Consider the following 16,336-nt stretch of genomic DNA (forward strand, 5'->3'; position numbering starts at 1 on the left):
GCCGCCGGAGAGAACGGGGCGGTTCGGTCGCGCAGGGCGCCGTGATTCCTCGAGCGGCACCGAGCGCGATCGCTTCGGCTTCTTGGCGGAGCTCGCCAAGATCGATCAACGACTCGAGCGGGTGCGCCAGTCGGACCGGAACGACTTCCGTGACGGATCGCCGACGTACGACTCGGCCTCGATCGCCGTCGTACGGCTTGCCGGGATACTCGAGCGGTCGGAGTCCGCGCGCGCTCGTGAAGTGCTCACCGAGGAGGAGTCCCGGGGCTTGCAGACGATCCGGAAGATCATCTCGCACGGCGGAAACGCTGATATGAACGACGAGGTCTTCTGGTCGACCGTGACGACGTACCTTCCGGGTCTCGTGCGAAGGCTCCGCGACGCCGTAACCGACGAATCGCGCTGACGTGCCGAGCGAAACGTGGTTCCTCGTGATCGTCTATGCGCGCGGACGAGTGGACGGAGCATTGCGCGCTCGGCGATCCAGCGCGTGCCACGCCCTCTGGGCGGAATCCGGAGCGAAGCCGGCCACCGACTGGCTCGCCGTCAGGTAGTCGATCCAGAGTCCGCTCGGAAACCAGCCCCAGATCCACAGATCGGATCGCGTGGTTCCATCTGCAGACTGGGTCAACGCGTTCGTCTTCTGGCCGTTCATGATCGGTGCCGACTGGATGATCCATTGGAGCTGCCGTCCGCCACGTGAGGCGGAGTTGAAGAGTCGCTCCCACTGCTGTGCAGCGGCAAGTGTGTCGAGGTATCGCCGTCGCTTGCGTCGGAACACTCCGAGCGCCTCGAACAAGTCTCGGAGACGGGGTACGTCGTCCACCGACCAGACTCGCTCACTGAAGTCCGAATCGGCCGTCGAGGCGCTCGATGCGGAGTGCTCGGCGCCCAGCGGCGCGACCGAACTGCGCGTGACGAGATCGTGCGACATCGTTCCCCTTCTCATGCCGGTGCCTCCGTAGCGTTTCCAGCGCGGGTGACCTCCCCCGTTCGAATCCACAGGGCACGAAGGGTCAGGCGCGTGAGCGTCGGCCGCGCGATCGGTCACTCCGGGAGCACGTCGACGCCGGCGGTGATCGCGGCGTCGCGGAGCCGTCCGTCGAGCGCGGCGAGCGGCCTGCCGGTGCGTTCGGCCAACTCGAGGTAGGCCGCGTCGTAGGCGCTGAGCCCGTGCGTCATGGCGACGGCCATGATCGAGGCCATCGGTTGCACGGGGGCGACCTCGATGGGCAGCGAGCGCAGGGTCGAGGCGAACAGCAGGGCCTTCGCCTCGACGAGTCGCCCTCTGCGCTGGGCGACGGTGAGGGCATTCGCGATCTCGAAGACCCAGATCGAGGGGGCGGTCGCGGTATCGCTGCGAAGTCGGGCGAGGAGAGCGTCGGACTCGGTCGTCGCCTCGTCTTCGAAGCACCACGCGAGCGTGACCGATGCGTCGAGTACGAACGCCATCAGTAGCGGCGCCCGTCGTCGATGAGCTCGCGTGCGGTCAGCCCGAGTCGAACCCCCGCGCGCGCTTCGAGCAGCGTATCGATGATGTCGCCGACAGGCCGCTGCGCGTCGACCGGAACGATCTTGGCGACGGGCCGCCCGTGCTTCGTGATGATGACGGTCTCACCCTCGCCGGCACGTTCCAGGAGGGACGAGAAATGGGTCTTGGCGTCGTATGCGCTGATCGTGCTCACTCATAAAGACTAGTCGAAGACGGGTCTAATTTGAAAGCCTCTCGTGCAGTGTCACCCAGCGCGATACGCGACAATGGCACGCGTGATCCTCCCCCCGCAGCATCCCCTGTCCGCCGGCCTGACGGGCGATTCGCGCCTCGTGCGCGCCTATCGAGGAGAGCGCTCCGACACGACACCCGTGTGGTTCATGCGGCAGGCGGGCCGGTCGCTGCCCGAGTACCGCGAGCTGCGCGTCGGCACCCGCATGCTCGACGCGTGCCTCGACACCGCGCTGGCGAGCGAGATCACGCTGCAGCCGGTGCGACGACACCGGGTCGACGCCGGCATCTTCTTCAGCGACATCGTCGTGCCGCTGAAGCTCGTGGGCGTCGACGTCGAGATCCAGCCGGGCCGCGGGCCGGTCTTCAGCAGGGGATATGCGGATGCCGCGGGCGTCGCCGAGCTGACGGGCATCGACCCCGCGCGACTCGACGAGGCATCCGGGCCGATCACCGAGGCCGTCGAGCGCACGGTCGCGGAGCTCAACACGACCGACCCTTCGACGGCCTCAGGGCAGGTCCGATCCGGCGCTGCGACCCCGCTCATCGGCTTCGCCGGCGCACCCTTCACGCTCGCCGCGTACCTCGCCGAGGGCGGCCCGTCGAAGGATCACCTCGCCGCCCGCACGCTCATGCATGCCGACCCGGGCGCCTGGCGCGCGCTCATGGACTGGACGGCCGAGCTCACCGGGCGGTTCCTGCGCACGCAGGTGCTCGCCGGGGCATCCGCCGCGCAGCTCTTCGACTCGTGGGCGGGCGCGCTCTCGCTGGCCGACTACGAGCGGCACGTGGCGCCGGCGTCGGCGAGGGCCCTGTCGTTCGTGCACGACCTCGAGTACGAGACGACCCTTCGAGAGCCTCAGGACAGCGCGGATGCCGCGGGCGCGGCGATCACCCGACCCGTCCCGGTGGTGCACTTCGGCGTCGGCACCGGCGAGCTGCTCGGCGCGATGCACGACATCGGCGTCGACACGGTCGGCGTCGACTACCGCATTCCGTTGGATGTCGCAGCCCAGCGCGTCGGCGCCGACGTGCCGTTGCAGGGCAACCTCGACCCCGCGCTGCTGGCGGCGCCGTGGCCCGTGCTCGAGGCGGCGGTGCGCGACGTGCTCGCGCGCGGCGCGGCCGCCCCGGCGCACGTCTTCAACCTCGGACACGGCGTGCCGCCCGAGACCGACCCGACCGTGCTCACCCGCGTGGTCGAGCTCGTGCACGAGGCGGGCGCCGCATGAGCGCCGCGACCGGCGGGAACGACGCACACATGGACGACGCCGCCGACGCGGACGAGCACGCCGCCCCGCCCCGCACCGCCGACGTCGTCGTGGTCGGCGGCGGCGTCGCAGGCCTCGTCGCCGCGCTCGAGTGCGCGAAGATCGGTCTGCAGGTGACCGTGCTCGAACGTCGTGACGCGATCGGCGGATGCGCCGGCCGCATCGAGCTCGACGAACTCACCCTCGACAGCGGCGCCGAGTCCTTCGCCACCCGCGGCGGAAGCGTCGCCGAGCTCCTCGAGCACCTCGGCCTCGCCGACGACATCGTGAAGCCGAATCCCGCCGGCGCCTGGCTCGTGTGGCCGGGCGGCGGCGGCGCGCCAGATGCGGCGCCGCTTCCGCGCACGGGCATGCTCGGCATCCCCGCGAACCCGCTCGGCGACGACGTGCGCCGCATCATCGGCTGGAGGGGTGCGATCCGTGCGTATGCCGACCGGCTGATGCCGATCCTCCGCATCGGGCGCGCGCACAGCCTCGGCCGACTCGTGCGCTCGCGCATGGGCGCGCTGGTGCTCGACCGGCTCGTCACCCCGATCTCGGCGGGCGTGTACTCCAGCGACCCGAACGAGCTCGAGCTCGACCTCGTCGCGCCCGGCCTCAACGAGGCGATGACCCGTGTGGGCTCGCTCTCGGGCGGCGTCGGCCAGCTCGTCGAGGAGCGCAAGGCCGGCAGCGCCGTGCTCGGCCTGCGCGGCGGCATGCACCGGCTCGTCGACGCGCTCGCCGCCGAGCTCGACCGCTTCGGGGTCGAGGTCGTCACCGGCGCCGAGGCCACGGCGCTCGGTCGTCTCGCCTCGCGGGCCGAGGGGCGCCCGGCGAAGCCCGGCGCGTCTCGAAACCCGGCGATTCAGCACGAAGCTCCCGCCTGGTGGGTCGAGGCCGACCGCGGCGACGAGCCGCCCCTGCGAATCGACGCGACCCACGTCATCGTCGCCGCACCCGCCGACACGTCGCGCCGGCTCCTCGACGAGGCGGAGATCGGCTGGGCGGATGCCTCGGAGTGGCCCGCCGCGGCATCCGTCGAGCTCGTGACCCTCGTGCTCGACGCGCCCGCGCTCGACGCCGCCCCGCGCGGAACCGGCGTGCTCGTCGCGGCCGGAACCCCCGGCGTCGCCGCGAAGGCCCTCACGCACTCGACCGCCAAGTGGCGATGGCTCGCGGATGCCGCGGGCCCACGCCATGTGGTGCGCCTCTCGTACGGGCGGGCGGGTGAGCCGAACCCGCTCGGCGGACGCACCGACGACGAGGTGGCCGCGCTCGCGCTCGCCGACGCGAGCACGCTGCTCGGCGTGCCGCTCGACGCCTCGCATCTCCGTGCCGCGGGCCGCAGCGCCTGGCGCGACGCCCTCTCGCAGGCGGCGATCGGCCAGCGCGACCGCGTGCGCGCCCTCGAAGACCTGCTCGCCGGCGAGCCCGGCATCGAGGCGACCGGATCGTGGGTCGCCGGCACGGGGCTGGCATCGGTGATTCCGCACGCGCTCGAGGCGGCACGACGCATCCGTCACCTCGCGGTCTCGCCCGGCGACGACGCATGACGCGCCCCGGATCGGGGTCAGACGATCTCCGCCCGCCGCTTGCGGGCGATGTCCTCGAGCCGCATGAGCACCGCGGCCGAGGGGGTCACGGCGCCGTTCAGGTAGCTGTTCAGCCGGCTCCGTGAGGTGCCGAGCCGTTCGGCGAGCTGTTGCTGCGACAGGTCGGTGGCACGAGCGAGCCGGCGTAGGCGGCGAACCGTGCGTTGCTCTGGTGTCGCGCGAGCGTCATCGAGCACGGCGCGCAAGAGTGCGGTGACACCGACCGATTCGGCGATCGAGAGCGCCTCCTCGAGATCGGCGGCGACCGGGCCGTGCGGTGCCGCCTCGACGGCGTGTGCGACCTTCGCCCAGTTCGATGCGCCGCCGCGGTCGATCGCGGCGAGGATGCCCTCGACGCCCCACCGGTCGACCGAGTCGTCGGGGGTCACGGTGAGGTTTCGGAACCGCAGCGCCATCATGCATCACCCCCGACGACGTCGAGGATCGCGCGGGCGAGCTCACGACAGGCCTCCGTGACGTCGTTCCAGTCCTGCCAGCGGGCGACGAGCCCCTTGTACTGCGCGAGTCGCGCGGTCGTGCGCCGATCCTTCGGCAGCGGTTCGGCGAGCTGGCGGATCAGCTGGTCGCGCACCGAGCGCTCGTCGGCCGGTTTGGAGTCGTCGGCGTAGTACTCGTCGATCGCCGCGAGCTCGCGGGCTGCCGCGTCGGCGCCGAAGCGCGCTGCGAGCGCGGCGACATCGAGGTAATCGCGCGTCTGGTTGCGCTTCACGACGAGGTAGGCCTTGATCCGCAGGGTTTCGGCCATCGTCGGGACCGTGAGTGATCGACCCGAGGGCAGCCGGAATCGCTGTGTCTCGAGCGGGCGCGTGCGGATGAGCTGGCGCAGGCCGGTCTCGATCCCGCCGAGTTCGCCCAGGATGATCTTGCCGTGCACGACCCGGTTCAACACGAACTCGCCCTCGCGTTCGAGTGCGTCGAGCACGACGTCGAACCGGTCGCGGAGGTCGCGCAGCGTGTGGTCGTGGTCGTACGAAGCGCGATGCTGCGCGTAGAGCGAGGCTGCGGAACCACCGACGAGCACGGTGTCGTCGACGAGTTCCTGCAGCTGCGCTGCGGACTCGAGCACTCGCTGCAGGTCGGGATGGAGCTCGCCATACGCGTGCGGGAGGTTCGCTCCTGCTTCGCCGGACGGTGCAGCCATGCACTAAGTGTATCTGATCTGATACACAGTGGAAGCCTCGTCGCTGTCCGGATGGGAACACATAGCCGAAACGGAATACTCCGGCGCAACCCCCTTGCGCCCCTCGGCTCGGGGTCTACGCTGGAAATGGGCGCCACGGTGATCGACCGAGCGCGATCCACAGGGGAGATGGGGTGCACATGAAGGGCAAGGTCCTCTTCGTCGTCGGGCTCGGCGTCGGGTACGTCCTCGGCACTCGTGCCGGCCGCGAACGGTACGAGCAGATCCGCAAGGCCGCCGAGAGCGTGTGGAACACGCCGGCGGTGCAGCAGGGCGTCGGCACCGTGAAGGAGTTCGCGAAGACCCGCGTCGGCGACCTCGGCGACACCGTGCTCGACGGGGTGAAGGGCCTCATCGGCAACGCGACCAAGGGCTCGGGCGCCACGAAGCACGATGTGAGAAGCGCCGCCCGCTCGGCGAAGCAGAACATCTCGAAGGCAGCGGATGCCGCGAAGTCAGCCGTCGACACCGCCGCCTCGAAGCTCGACGACGCGATCGACGACGCATCGGATGTCGCATCGAAGCCGGCGACCGCATCGAAGTCGGCGACCGCATCGAAGTCGGCGACCGCATCGGATGCCGCCTCGAAGTCGGCGACCGCGTCGAAGTCCGCGACCGCGTCGAAGTCGGGCTCCGGCGGCTCCTCCGCGACATCCGACTCCGACTCCTGATCGCGGAGGAGAACATGGCCGCACCGTCGAATGACGAACGCTCGCTGTTCACCCTCGTCGGGGAGCTCCCCGACCGGGTCTCCGACCTGGTTCGCGCCGAGATCGACCAGATCAAGGCCGAGATCAGCTACAAGGTCAAGCACTTCGGCATCGGTGCCGGCCTCGCCGCCGGCGCCGCGGTCGTCGGTGTGTTCCTGCTCTTCACGCTCATCGTCGCCGCCATCTTCGCGCTCGCCCTGGTGATGCCGGGGTGGGCTGCGGCGCTGACCGTCTCGGGCATCCTGCTGGTCGTCATCGCGATCCTCGTCTGGATCGCGGTGGTCAACTTCAAGCGCGGCAGCGAGCCGCTCGAGTCGATCGAGAGTCTTCGCAAAGACCTCGACGTGGTGAAGGGAACCGGCGAGTATGACCGCTACTGACCCCGGCCGGCCGGTCAAGAAGCGCGACGCCAAGACGCGCCAGCGCAACCTCACCCGGCTCGAGGCGAGGGTGAACTCCGAGCGGGCGCGTGCCGAGTTCGCCGGCACGCTGAACGCGCTCGAAGACAAGCTCAACGTGCCGAAGCAGGTGCGTCGCACGTCGGCAGAGGTCAAGGCGAAGGCGCGCAGGTTCGCCGACGAGAACCCCGTCGCCGCGGTCGCGGTCGCCGTGGGCGTCGTCGCCGCGGTGGGCGTCACCGTCTGGCTCGTCGTTCGCGCTGCCGTCGACGGCAAGTAGCCCAGAGCGAGCGGACGCCGCGATACCGCCCCGCGACACGGCAGGCGCGCACGTCGAGCAGACCATCCGCCCGCTCGTCGGCGGTGAGACGCCGGCGATGAGTCACCGGATCGAAGGGGAACGACGATGACCTCGGAACAGAGCACCCAGGGCGATCACGACGGCGAAGACGCGGTGACGGCGTTCGCCGACCGCGTCTTCGCGTCGGCGCTCGGCGGCATCGAGCTGTTCAGCATCTACCTCGGCGACCGGCTCGGCTGGTATCGCGCCCTCGCCGATGGCGAGCCGCTCGATGCGCCGACGCTCGCCGCCCGCACCGGCACCCACGAGCGCTACGCGCGAGAGTGGCTCGAGCACCAGGCCGTGAGCGGCATCGTGACCGTCGAGAACGCCGATGCTGCGGCATCCGCTCGCCGTTTCTCCCTGCCGCCCGCGCACGCCGAGGTGCTCGCGAACCCGGACTCCCTCGCCTATCTGGCGCCGCTCGGGCGCTTCCTGGCCGCGACGGCGGGACAGTTCCCTGCGCTGCTCGACGCGTACCGAACGGGCGGCGGGGTCGCGTGGGCGCGGCTCGGCGAGGACGCCCGCGACGCCCAGGGCGACATCAACCGCCCATGGTTCCTGCAGCGACTCGCCCCCGCGCTCGCCGGAGTTCCCTCCGTGCATTCGGTGCTCTCGCGCCCGGGAGCCCGGATCGCGGATGTCGGCAGCGGGCACGGCTGGTCGGCGATCGGGATCGCGCAGGGGTATCCCGACGCACGTGTCGAGGGGTTCGACGTCGACGGCCCCTCGATCGCGGCTGCGCGCAAGCACGCGGAGGCGGCGGGCGTCGCCGACCGCGTGCGCTTCCACCACGTCGCGGGTGAGGCGCTCCCCGATGACGCCCACTTCGACGTCGCGTTCGTCTTCGAGGCGCTGCACGACATGCCGTTCCCGGTGGACGTGCTCGCGGCGATCCGCCGCGCGGTGAAGCCCGACGGCGAGGTCGTGATCATGGACGAGGCGGTGGCATCCGGCTTCGCGCCCGAGGGGGACGACGTCGAACGCATCATGTACGGCTACAGCCTGCTCGTCTGCCTGCCCGACAGCCTGTCGACGCCCGACTCGGTCGGTACCGGAACGGTCATGCGGCAGTCGACGCTCGAGCGCTACGCCCGCGAGGCGGGCTTCGCCGGGATCGAGGAACTGCCGATCGAGGGGTTCGCGTTCTTCCGGTTCACGCGCCTGCTGCGCTGAACGCGGGTGCGCGGCATCCGTCGTTCGTGCTTTTGGCCGATGACGATGAAAGGGGGAGACTGGAGACATGTCTTCCCCCGCTGCCGAAGCGGCAGCCGACGCGCTCCAGACCGAACCCGAAGCCGAGCAGTCTCCCGAGGGCTACACGGTGTTCGCCGTGCTCCGGAAGGACCCGGCCCGACCCGACGACCTCGACGGACACGACGTGCCGCGCTTCGTGCGCGAGCTCGACGACGTCATCTCGCTCGTCGAGAACGAGGGCGTGACCCTGCGCGGCATCTACGACGTCTCGGGCCTGCGGGCCGACGCCGACGTGATGCTGTGGCTGCACGGCCCCACCGCCGAGGGGCTGCAGTGGGCGCTCCGCGAGCTGCGCCGCACGCGACTGTTCCGTGCGCTGCTGCCCACCTGGAACGCCATGGGCGTGCACCGCGACGCCGAGTTCAACCGGCAGCACGTGCCCGGGTTCCTCCGCGGCGTCGAGCCCAAGTCGTGGCTCACGATCTACCCGTTCGTGCGCAGCTACGAGTGGTACCTGCTGCCGCCCGAGGAGCGCAGCCGGATGCTCGCAGAGCACGGGCGCAGGGGCGCTGCGTTCACGGGCGCCGTCGCCAACACCGTCAGCGCCTTCGCGCTCGGCGACTACGAGTGGCTGCTGCCGATCGAGGCCGACGAGCTCACCGACCTCGTCGATCTCATGCGCGACCTGCGCGCCACCGCCGCGCGGCGCCACGTGCGCGAGGAGGTGCCGTTCTACACCGGCCGCCGCATCTCGACCGCCGAACTCGTCGAGGTGGTGCAGTAGTGGCCGAGTACGACGCGATCCTGCTCTCGAGCTTCGGCGGCCCCGAGGGCCAAGACGACGTCATCCCGTTCCTCCGCAACGTCACCGCCGGCCGCGGCATCCCCGACGAGCGGCTCGAGGAGGTGGCGCAGCACTATCGCCACTTCGGCGGCGTCAGCCCGATCAACGAGCAGAACCGGCAGCTGAAGGCGGCCCTCGAGGCCGAACTCGCCGCCCGCGGCATCGACCTGCCCGTCTACTGGGGCAACCGCAACTGGCCGCCGTACTTCGGCGATGTCGTGCGCGAGGCGTCGGCGGCCGGGCACACCCGGTTGCTCGGGCTCGTCACGAGCGCCTACACGTCGTACTCGGGAGTCGGCCAGTACCGCGAGGACTTCGAGAAGGCCACGACGGGCACGGATGTCTCGATCGACCGCATCCGCGAGTACTTCGATCACCCCGGGTTCGTGAATCCCCTCATCGGGGGCGTGACGGATGCCGCGGCCTCCCTCGCGGCCGAGGGCGTCGCGCCGTCACGCACGCATGTGCTCTACGTCACGCACTCCATCCCGACCGCGGCCGCGGACGCCTCGGGGCCCGAGTTCGGCGAGGGCGGCGCGTACGTCGCGCAGCATCTGGCCGTGGCATCCGTCATCAACGACGCCGCCGCGCCGGTCTCGCCGTGGTCGCTCGTCTACCAGTCGCGCTCGGGCGACCCGCGCACGCCGTGGCTCGAGCCCGACATCAACGACGCCATCGCCGAGCTCGCACCTTCGGCAGGCTCAGGGACCAGATCGATCGACGCCGTCGTGATCGTGCCGTTCGGGTTCGTGAGCGACCACATGGAGGTGCTCTGGGACCTCGACAACGAGGCCGTCGAGACGGCGGGCGAGCACGGGCTCGCGGTGCGGCGCGTCCCCACGCCCGGCGTGCATCCGTCGTTCGTGTCCGGTCTCGTCGACCTGGTGCTCGAGCGCGTGAACGACGTGCCGCAGGGCGAGCGGCCGCACGTCACGTCGCTCGGGCCGTGGCCCGACCACGAGCGGGTGGCCGCCGGTCGGGTAGTGCCATCGCTCCCTGAGCCCGTCGAAGGGGGCGCCGCGAACGCTGACCTCGCCTCGGCGGGCTCAGCGAGCACCCCGGCGGAGGCGACGCCGCGATGACCGACGTCATCCGGGTCGGTACCCGCGCGAGCGCACTCGCGATGGCGCAGACGACGCAGGTCGCCGAGCGCATCGCGAAGGCCGCGAAGGCCGACATCGAGCTCGTGCCGGTGACGACGGAGGGCGACACTTCGCGGGCTTCGCTCGCATCGATCGGCGGCATGGGCGTGTTCGCCGCCGCACTGCGCGAGGCCCTGCTCCGCGGCGAGTGCGACGTGGTCGTGCACTCCCTGAAGGACCTGCCCACCGCCGAGCATCCCGGTCTCCGCCTCGCCGCCGTGCCGAAGCGCGCCGACGCCCGCGACGCGCTCTGCGCCCGCGACGGGCTCACGCTCGCGACCCTCCCCGAGGGCGCCCGCGTCGGCACCGGATCGCCGCGGCGCATCGCGCAGCTGCGCGCCGCCCGGCCGGACGTCGTCGCCGTCGACATCCGCGGCAACGTCGACTCGCGCCTCGGCCGGGTCGAGTCCGGAGAGCTCGACGCCGTGGTGCTCGCCGCCGCAGGACTCGGTCGGCTCGGACGAGCGGATGCCGCGACCGAACTCCTGGGCCTCGACGTGTGGCCCACCGCGCCGGGGCAGGGCGCCCTCGCGATCGAGGTGCGGCGCGAGCGCGGCGACCGCGACCTCGAGCAGGCGCTCGATGCGATCGACCACGGCCCCTCACGTGCGACCGTGCTTGCCGAGCGGCTGGTGCTCGCCGGCCTCGAGGCCGGGTGCTCCGCGCCGATCGGCGCGACCGCCTTCCTCGACGACGAACTTCTCTTCCTGACCGCGACGGTGTACAGTGCCGACGGGACGCGGCGGCTGACCAGCTCGCACGCGGCCACCCCTGACAGCCGCTCGCCCGCAGACCTGGCGGACGCGGCACGCGACGTCGCCGAACGGGCCGTCGCAGAACTCCTCGGCAACGGCGCCGCCGATCTTGCACCACCTGAGGAGTCACGGTGAGCGAATTCGAGGCGTTGACGGGCGCCATCAACATCCCCGTCGCCGGCGGCGGGAAGCCGCTCGCGGGTTGGCGCGTGCTCGTGCCGAGGGGCGGGCCCTGGGGCGACGGCGTCGCAGCGGCACTCCGCGCGAGGGGCGCCTCGCCGGTCATCGCACCGCTCATCAACTTCGCGCCGACCGACGACCAGCCGGCCCTCGAGACGGCGCTCGCGAAGCTCGCCGCCGGCGGATTCGACTGGGTCACCATCACGAGCGCGACCACGGTCGACGTGCTCTCCTCCTATGGCGCGGTCATCCCGGCCTCGACGAGGGTCGCCGCGGTGGGGGAGACCACCGCGGCCGCGCTCACCGCTGCCGGCTACCACGCCGACATCGTGCCCTCCGAAGACAACTCCGCCCGGGGCCTCCTCGAGGAGTGGGAGGCGGCCACCGAGGGCGTCAGGCCGCTTCGCGTGCTCGCCCTGCGCTCCGCCATCGCGAAGCAGGTGCTCTCCGTCGGGCTCGCGCGGGCCGGGCACCATGTCGAGGCGGTCATCGCATACCGCACCGTCGGCGTGCCCGTCGCGTCGAAGGTCGCCGACGATGTGCGCGCCGGGCGGGTCAATGCCGTGCTCGTGACATCCGGAAGCGTCGCCGAGCAGGTGCAGCAGCAGCTCGGTCCGATTCCCGAGTCGACGCTCGTCGCCGCGATCGGCCCCCAGACGCAGCGGGACGCCGCCAGGCTCGGGCTCCGCGTCGACGTGGTCGCGCGCGAGCGCACCGCCGAGTCGCTCATCGACGCGGTCGTGAACACGGCGACCGCGAGCGCCTGACGCGGGCGGGGTTCGCACACCCCCGTGAGGCCGGGCCTCCGGCGGGCGCCCGCCCAGGCGCCCCGACGTAGGCTGTTCGGGTGAGTCCCACCCCCCTTCCCCGTGTCCGCCCGCGCCGCCTCCGTGAGACCTCCGCGATGCGACGACTCGTCTCCGAGACCCGACTCGCCCCCGCCGAGCTCGTGCTGCCGATCTTCGTGCGTGAGGGCGTCTCCGCCCCGGTGCCGATCTCGTCGATGCCGGGCGTCGTGCAGCACTCGCTCGCGAGCCTGCCGCAGGCGGTGACGGATGCCGCAGCCGCCGGCATCGGCGGCGTCATGCTGTTCGGCGTCCCCGAGCATCGCGACGCGACCGGAACGGGCGCCACCGACCCCGAAGGCATCCTGAACGTCGCCACGCGCGTCGCCGCCCGGGCATCCGCGGGCCGCCTGGTCGTGCAGACCGACCTCTGCCTCGACGAGTTCACCGACCACGGACACTGCGGTGTGCTCGACGAGCGCGGGCGGGTCGACAACGACGCGACGCTCGAGCGCTACGTCGCGATGGGGCTCGAACAGGCCCGCGCGGGCTCGCAGCTCCTCGGCCTCTCGGGCATGATGGACGGTCAGGTCGCCGCCGTGCGCGATGCGCTCGACGACGACGGCTTCACCGATGTCGCGATCCTCGCCTACTCGGCCAAGTACGCGAGCGCCTTCTACGGCCCGTTCCGCGACGCGGTCGAGTCGACCCTCGAGGGCGACCGCCGCTCGTATCAGCTCGACCCCGGTAACCGCCGTGAGGGGTTGCGCGAGGCGATGATCGACATCGAGGAGGGCGCCGACGTCGTCATGGTGAAGCCCGCGGGCAGCTACCTCGATGTGCTGTCGGATGTCGCCGCCGCGAGCGACGTCCCCGTCTGGGCATACCAGGTGTCGGGCGAGTACGCGATGATCGAGGCCGCCGCGGCCCACGGCTGGATCGACCGCACGCGCGCGGTGATCGAGTCGGTGCGCGGCATCCGCCGTGCCGGTGCCGACGCCGTGCTCACGTACTGGGCGGTCGAACTGGCCGAGTGGATCCGGAACGGAGACGCCGCATGACCGGCACCGCTTCGTTCCCTGAGCCCGTCGAAGGGAACACGACCGGCACGCGCCCTTCGGCAAGCTCAGGGACCGGGGCGACGAACGCCGAGCTCTTCGCCCGCGCGCAGGCCGCGATCCCGGGCGGCGTCAACTCGCCCGTGCGCGCCTTCCGGTCGGTGGGCGGCACGCCGCGCTTCCTCGTGTCGGCACGCGGCGCGTACGTCACGGACGCCGAGGGACGCGAGTACGTCGACCTCGTCGCAGGCTGGGGTCCCGCGATCCTCGGCCACGCGGACCCGCGCGTGATCGAGGCGGTGACGGATGCCGCGAGCCGCGGTCTCTCGTTCGGCTCGTCGACGCCCGTCGAGACCGAGCTCGCCGAGCTCGTCGAGGCACGCGTCGCGCCGGTCGAGAAGCTGCGCCTCGTCTCCACCGGCACCGAGGCGACGATGAGCGCCATCCGCCTCGCCCGCGGATTCACCGGCCGCGACGTGCTCGTGAAGTTCGCCGGGCACTACCACGGGCACTCCGACGGGCTCCTCGCCGATGCGGGTTCGGGGCTCGCGACGTTCGCGCTGCCGGGCTCGGCGGGCGTGCCCGCCGACATCGCGGCGCTCACGCTCGTGCTGCCCTACAACAACCTCGACGCGGTGCGCGCGGCCTTCGCCGAGCACGGCGATCGCATCGCCGCCGTCATCGTCGAGGCGGCCGCGGCGAACATGGGCGTCGTGCCGCCCGCCCCGGGTTTCAATCGCGCGCTCGTCGAGCTCGCGCACGCGCACGGCGCGCTCGTGATCTCCGACGAGGTGCTCACGGGGTTCCGCGTCGGAGCGGCGGGCTGGTGGGGGCTCGAGAACTCGGTCCCTGAGCTTGCCGAAGGGCGCGCTTCGGCGGGCTCAGCGAGCGATACGTACACGCCCGACCTCATGACCTTCGGCAAGGTCATCGGCGGCGGCATGCCCGTCGCCGCCCTCGGCGGCCGCGCCGACATCATGGACCGGCTCGCCCCCCTCGGGCCCGTCTACCAGGCCGGCACCCTCTCGGGAAACCCGGTCGCCGTCGCCGCCGGCCTCACCACCCTCAGGGCAGCGGATGCCGCGGTGTACGCGACGCTCGACGCCGCCGCCGAGACGATCGGCGACGCCGTCTCCGACGCGTTCGCCGCGGAGGGCGTCGCGCACCGGGTGCAGCGTGCCGGCAACCTGTTCAGCTTCGTGTTCGGCGAGGAGGCCGCCGCGGGCGAGGTGCGCGACTACGCGACGGTGCAGCGCCAGGAGGCGTGGCGGTATCCGCCGTTCTTCCACGCGATGCTCGACGCGGGCGTCTCCCTGCCGCCGAGCGTGTTCGAGGCGTGGTTCGTGACGGCCGCACACGACGACGCGGCGATCGGCCGCATCATCGAGGCGCTTCCGGCCGCGGCTCGGGCCGCGGCATCCGCTCGATCCGCGTAACCGGCTCGCCCGGTTCGCAGGAAACGGGATACGAACGCGTTGCGCCTTTGTGGGGCGTCGACACCGCCCTCGGCGGGCGACTCGGGCAGGATGGAACCATGGCCAGGCTTCGCGTGCACAACGACCGGATCGAGGTTCACCTCACCCCGGCCGAGAAGACGCTCGCGCTGCGCGCCGAAGACCTCGTCGTGCAGCGCGACGACATCCGCTCGGCGACCGTCACCGACGACCCGTGGGTATGGATCCGGGGGATCCGCCGGCGCGGCGCCGAAGTTCCCCTCGTGGTCGCGGTCGGCGCGTGGAAGTACCACGGCGGCACCGACTTCGTCATCGTGAAGGGCAAGCGCCAGGCCGTCGTGCTCGAGCTCGCCGCCGGCGAGTTCGCCCGCATCATCCTGAGCACCAACCACGCGGCGGCCCTCATCGATCGCCTGAAGGTCGAACCCGCGGCCGACGAACCCGCGGAGTGACCTGCGCCCGACCCGACCGGCTCATCGATCTTCGGCCCATCCGAGGGCGCGAGCTCAGACGAACAGGAACAGCACGAACCCGACGAGTAGCCTGCCCGGCGATCAGGGCCCGGTGGGCTCTTCTCGCTCAACGGTGACGGGCACGCCGAGGAACCGTTCGACCTCGGCGACGGATGCCGCGAGTGACCGCTCCTCGGCGCGCGAGAACACTCGCCACGGAACGATGCGCACGGCCGCGCGCTTCGCCTCCAGCACCGGCGCCCACCGACCGACCATCACGCCGTCGACCATCATCGCGTGCAGCGGGAACTCGGGGTGTACGGGGTCGGCGCGGTCGGACGGCTGCAGGTACGCGCGCGGCGCGGCATGGCCCATGATGTACTCGTCGTACGCCTGCAGCAGGTCGACGACGTTCCGACCGGGGTCGTCGGGCCGGTACCGCGCCCTCCAGGCGGCGGCGATCGCGGCATCCTGCCACTGCTGTTCGTCGTCGGGCCCCGTGATCGGCTCGATACGGCCTGCAGTGCGGTCGGCTGCGTCGGCGAGCGCGGTGCGGGCATCGCCGAGGGAGAAGCCGGACCACGCCGAGAAGTCGCGCGCCGAAGCGGGGCCGCGGGTGAGGAGGAACCGCTCGGCGAGCTCGGCGAGCGCGTCGGCGCGCGGCCTCGGCGGAGCGGCCGGCACCCGCTCGTCGAAAGCCGCGTACGTGCGCTGCTTGCCGGCGCTCGCGCCCGAGATCGCGATGCGCTCGAGCTCGGCGTACATGAGCAGCAGGGTGAATCCGAGTCCGCTCGACGGCCGGCCGGCGGCCTCGAGCGCGGCCGACAGCTCGGCCCGGGTGCGGTGCCCGTCCGCGAGCGCGGCGGCGACGACGTCGAGGCTCGCCGTGGCATCCGCTCCGTCGACGCCGTGCCGACGGTAGTACGTTCCGTTCACCCGGTGCACCCGCTCGGCCGACAACTCGACGAGCCACCGCGCATCGGCCGGGGTCACGAAGTGCCAGGTCGGCCGGAGCACGTGCGTGCGCAGGATCTCACCGCCGTCGACGAGCGCGGCGACCCCCGCGGCATCCGGTCGCCCGTCGCCCGAGAGGCGCTGGGCGAGCCCCCACTGGGCGGGGAGGTACTCCTGCGCCTGCACCGCCATCGATCGCGAAACCACCTCGACCGGTGTCGGCGTCGCCGTCACCGGCGGACCGCCGCGCAACCCCTGTGCGAACAGCCGCCTCGACCGGAGTTCGGCGAGGTCCACC

General features: G+C 71.8%; 20 protein-coding genes. 14 read left to right on the forward strand and 6 right to left on the reverse strand.

The window, feature by feature from the left end; all coding sequences use genetic code 11:
- The first annotated feature begins 82 nt into the window (after positions 1–82).
- Positions 83–406 (forward strand): antitoxin, encoded by a 324-nt coding sequence (locus ACFWN7_RS13020; protein ID WP_376939271.1) that lies wholly within the window; start codon positions 83–85, stop codon positions 404–406.
- A 33-nt stretch (positions 407–439) separates the two neighbouring features.
- Here ACFWN7_RS13020 and ACFWN7_RS13025 read toward each other — a convergent pair whose 3' ends face one another.
- From ACFWN7_RS13025 to ACFWN7_RS13035, 3 genes are all read right to left on the reverse strand, one after another.
- Positions 440–934: a hypothetical protein gene (locus tag ACFWN7_RS13025; RefSeq protein ID WP_376939236.1), complete on the reverse strand. Its 495-nt coding sequence runs from the start codon at positions 932–934 to the stop codon at positions 440–442.
- 113 nt (positions 935–1,047) lie between these two features.
- Positions 1,048–1,452 carry a type II toxin-antitoxin system VapC family toxin gene (locus tag ACFWN7_RS13030; RefSeq protein WP_376939237.1) on the reverse strand — a complete coding sequence of 135 codons (405 nt, stop codon included), beginning with the start codon at positions 1,450–1,452 and terminating at the stop codon, positions 1,048–1,050.
- A complete protein-coding gene (locus ACFWN7_RS13035; protein ID WP_376939238.1) occupies positions 1,452–1,685 on the reverse strand; it encodes a type II toxin-antitoxin system Phd/YefM family antitoxin in 234 nt (77 codons plus the stop codon). The genes ACFWN7_RS13030 and ACFWN7_RS13035 overlap by 1 nt, the downstream gene beginning before the upstream one ends.
- Positions 1,686–1,758: 73 nt before the next feature.
- On the opposite strand from ACFWN7_RS13035, the gene hemE reads away from it, so the two are divergent.
- On the forward strand, positions 1,759–2,955 hold the full coding sequence (gene hemE / locus ACFWN7_RS13040) for a uroporphyrinogen decarboxylase (RefSeq protein ID WP_376939239.1): 1,197 nt from the start codon (positions 1,759–1,761) through the stop codon (positions 2,953–2,955).
- Entirely contained in the window at positions 2,952–4,529 is a 1,578-nt protein-coding gene (gene hemG, locus ACFWN7_RS13045; RefSeq protein WP_376939240.1) for a protoporphyrinogen oxidase, read from the forward strand. Before hemE ends, hemG begins: the two co-directional genes overlap by 4 nt.
- 17 nt (positions 4,530–4,546) lie before the next feature.
- Here hemG and ACFWN7_RS13050 read toward each other — a convergent pair whose 3' ends face one another.
- Together ACFWN7_RS13050 and ACFWN7_RS13055 are read right to left on the reverse strand one after the other, a co-directional pair.
- Positions 4,547–4,987: a helix-turn-helix domain-containing protein gene (locus ACFWN7_RS13050; RefSeq protein WP_376939241.1), complete on the reverse strand. Its 441-nt coding sequence runs from the start codon at positions 4,985–4,987 to the stop codon at positions 4,547–4,549.
- Entirely contained in the window at positions 4,984–5,730 is a 747-nt protein-coding gene (locus ACFWN7_RS13055; protein WP_376939242.1) for a hypothetical protein, read from the reverse strand. The genes ACFWN7_RS13050 and ACFWN7_RS13055 overlap by 4 nt, the downstream gene beginning before the upstream one ends.
- Positions 5,731–5,909: 179 nt before the next feature.
- Here ACFWN7_RS13055 and ACFWN7_RS13060 point away from each other — a divergent pair, with 179 nt between their 5' ends.
- From ACFWN7_RS13060 to ACFWN7_RS13110, 11 genes are all read left to right on the forward strand, one after another.
- Complete coding sequence (locus ACFWN7_RS13060; RefSeq protein ID WP_376939243.1) at positions 5,910–6,440, forward strand: hypothetical protein; 531 nt, start codon at positions 5,910–5,912, stop codon at positions 6,438–6,440.
- A gap of 14 nt (positions 6,441–6,454) precedes the next feature.
- The gene (locus ACFWN7_RS13065) at positions 6,455–6,859 is read left to right on the forward strand and encodes a phage holin family protein (protein WP_376939244.1); all 405 of its coding nucleotides are present in this window, start codon (positions 6,455–6,457) and stop codon (positions 6,857–6,859) included.
- The gene (locus ACFWN7_RS13070; RefSeq protein ID WP_376939245.1) at positions 6,846–7,157 is read left to right on the forward strand and encodes a DUF3618 domain-containing protein; all 312 of its coding nucleotides are present in this window, start codon (positions 6,846–6,848) and stop codon (positions 7,155–7,157) included. Before ACFWN7_RS13065 ends, ACFWN7_RS13070 begins: the two co-directional genes overlap by 14 nt.
- Positions 7,158–7,283: 126 nt before the next feature.
- Complete coding sequence (locus ACFWN7_RS13075; RefSeq protein ID WP_376939246.1) at positions 7,284–8,393, forward strand: class I SAM-dependent methyltransferase; 1,110 nt, start codon at positions 7,284–7,286, stop codon at positions 8,391–8,393.
- Between the two features lie 67 nt (positions 8,394–8,460).
- Positions 8,461–9,198: a hydrogen peroxide-dependent heme synthase gene (gene hemQ, locus ACFWN7_RS13080; protein ID WP_376939247.1), complete on the forward strand. Its 738-nt coding sequence runs from the start codon at positions 8,461–8,463 to the stop codon at positions 9,196–9,198.
- On the forward strand, positions 9,198–10,340 hold the full coding sequence (locus ACFWN7_RS13085) for a ferrochelatase (protein ID WP_376939248.1): 1,143 nt from the start codon (positions 9,198–9,200) through the stop codon (positions 10,338–10,340). Before hemQ ends, ACFWN7_RS13085 begins: the two co-directional genes overlap by 1 nt.
- Positions 10,337–11,290 carry a hydroxymethylbilane synthase gene (gene hemC / locus ACFWN7_RS13090; protein ID WP_376939249.1) on the forward strand — a complete coding sequence of 318 codons (954 nt, stop codon included), beginning with the start codon at positions 10,337–10,339 and terminating at the stop codon, positions 11,288–11,290. Before ACFWN7_RS13085 ends, hemC begins: the two co-directional genes overlap by 4 nt.
- Complete coding sequence (locus tag ACFWN7_RS13095; protein WP_376939250.1) at positions 11,287–12,102, forward strand: uroporphyrinogen-III synthase; 816 nt, start codon at positions 11,287–11,289, stop codon at positions 12,100–12,102. The genes hemC and ACFWN7_RS13095 overlap by 4 nt, the downstream gene beginning before the upstream one ends.
- A gap of 80 nt (positions 12,103–12,182) precedes the next feature.
- On the forward strand, positions 12,183–13,181 hold the full coding sequence (gene hemB / locus ACFWN7_RS13100) for a porphobilinogen synthase (protein WP_376939251.1): 999 nt from the start codon (positions 12,183–12,185) through the stop codon (positions 13,179–13,181).
- Positions 13,178–14,614: a glutamate-1-semialdehyde 2,1-aminomutase gene (hemL, locus tag ACFWN7_RS13105; RefSeq protein ID WP_376939252.1), complete on the forward strand. Its 1,437-nt coding sequence runs from the start codon at positions 13,178–13,180 to the stop codon at positions 14,612–14,614. Before hemB ends, hemL begins: the two co-directional genes overlap by 4 nt.
- 98 nt (positions 14,615–14,712) lie before the next feature.
- Positions 14,713–15,084, forward strand: coding sequence for a hypothetical protein (locus ACFWN7_RS13110; protein WP_376939253.1), 372 nt, complete (start codon positions 14,713–14,715; stop codon positions 15,082–15,084).
- A 102-nt stretch (positions 15,085–15,186) separates the two neighbouring features.
- Here the strand turns inward: ACFWN7_RS13110 and ACFWN7_RS13115 are convergent, their stop codons facing one another.
- Positions 15,187–16,335 (reverse strand): winged helix DNA-binding domain-containing protein, encoded by a 1,149-nt coding sequence (locus ACFWN7_RS13115; RefSeq protein WP_376939254.1) that lies wholly within the window; start codon positions 16,333–16,335, stop codon positions 15,187–15,189.
- Between the last annotated feature and the right edge of the window lies 1 nt (position 16,336).

It is taken from the genome of Agromyces sp. NPDC058484 (assembly GCF_042720415.1).
Lineage (GTDB): Bacteria > Actinomycetota > Actinomycetes > Actinomycetales > Microbacteriaceae > Agromyces.

Coding starts and splice junctions, on each gene's coding strand:
- ACFWN7_RS13025 (WP_376939236.1), bottom strand. CDS start 934: ATGTCGCACGATCTCGTCACGCGCAGTTCGGTCGCGCCGCTGGGCGCC.
- ACFWN7_RS13030 (WP_376939237.1), bottom strand. CDS start 1,452: ATGGCGTTCGTACTCGACGCATCGGTCACGCTCGCGTGGTGCTTCGAA.
- hemE (WP_376939239.1), top strand. CDS start 1,759: ATGGCACGCGTGATCCTCCCCCCGCAGCATCCCCTGTCCGCCGGCCTG.
- hemG (WP_376939240.1), top strand. CDS start 2,952: ATGAGCGCCGCGACCGGCGGGAACGACGCACACATGGACGACGCCGCC.
- ACFWN7_RS13050 (WP_376939241.1), bottom strand. CDS start 4,987: ATGATGGCGCTGCGGTTCCGAAACCTCACCGTGACCCCCGACGACTCG.
- ACFWN7_RS13055 (WP_376939242.1), bottom strand. CDS start 5,730: ATGGCTGCACCGTCCGGCGAAGCAGGAGCGAACCTCCCGCACGCGTAT.
- ACFWN7_RS13060 (WP_376939243.1), top strand. CDS start 5,910: ATGAAGGGCAAGGTCCTCTTCGTCGTCGGGCTCGGCGTCGGGTACGTC.
- ACFWN7_RS13065 (WP_376939244.1), top strand. CDS start 6,455: ATGGCCGCACCGTCGAATGACGAACGCTCGCTGTTCACCCTCGTCGGG.
- ACFWN7_RS13070 (WP_376939245.1), top strand. CDS start 6,846: ATGACCGCTACTGACCCCGGCCGGCCGGTCAAGAAGCGCGACGCCAAG.
- ACFWN7_RS13075 (WP_376939246.1), top strand. CDS start 7,284: ATGACCTCGGAACAGAGCACCCAGGGCGATCACGACGGCGAAGACGCG.
- hemQ (WP_376939247.1), top strand. CDS start 8,461: ATGTCTTCCCCCGCTGCCGAAGCGGCAGCCGACGCGCTCCAGACCGAA.
- hemC (WP_376939249.1), top strand. CDS start 10,337: ATGACCGACGTCATCCGGGTCGGTACCCGCGCGAGCGCACTCGCGATG.
- hemL (WP_376939252.1), top strand. CDS start 13,178: ATGACCGGCACCGCTTCGTTCCCTGAGCCCGTCGAAGGGAACACGACC.
- ACFWN7_RS13110 (WP_376939253.1), top strand. CDS start 14,713: ATGGCCAGGCTTCGCGTGCACAACGACCGGATCGAGGTTCACCTCACC.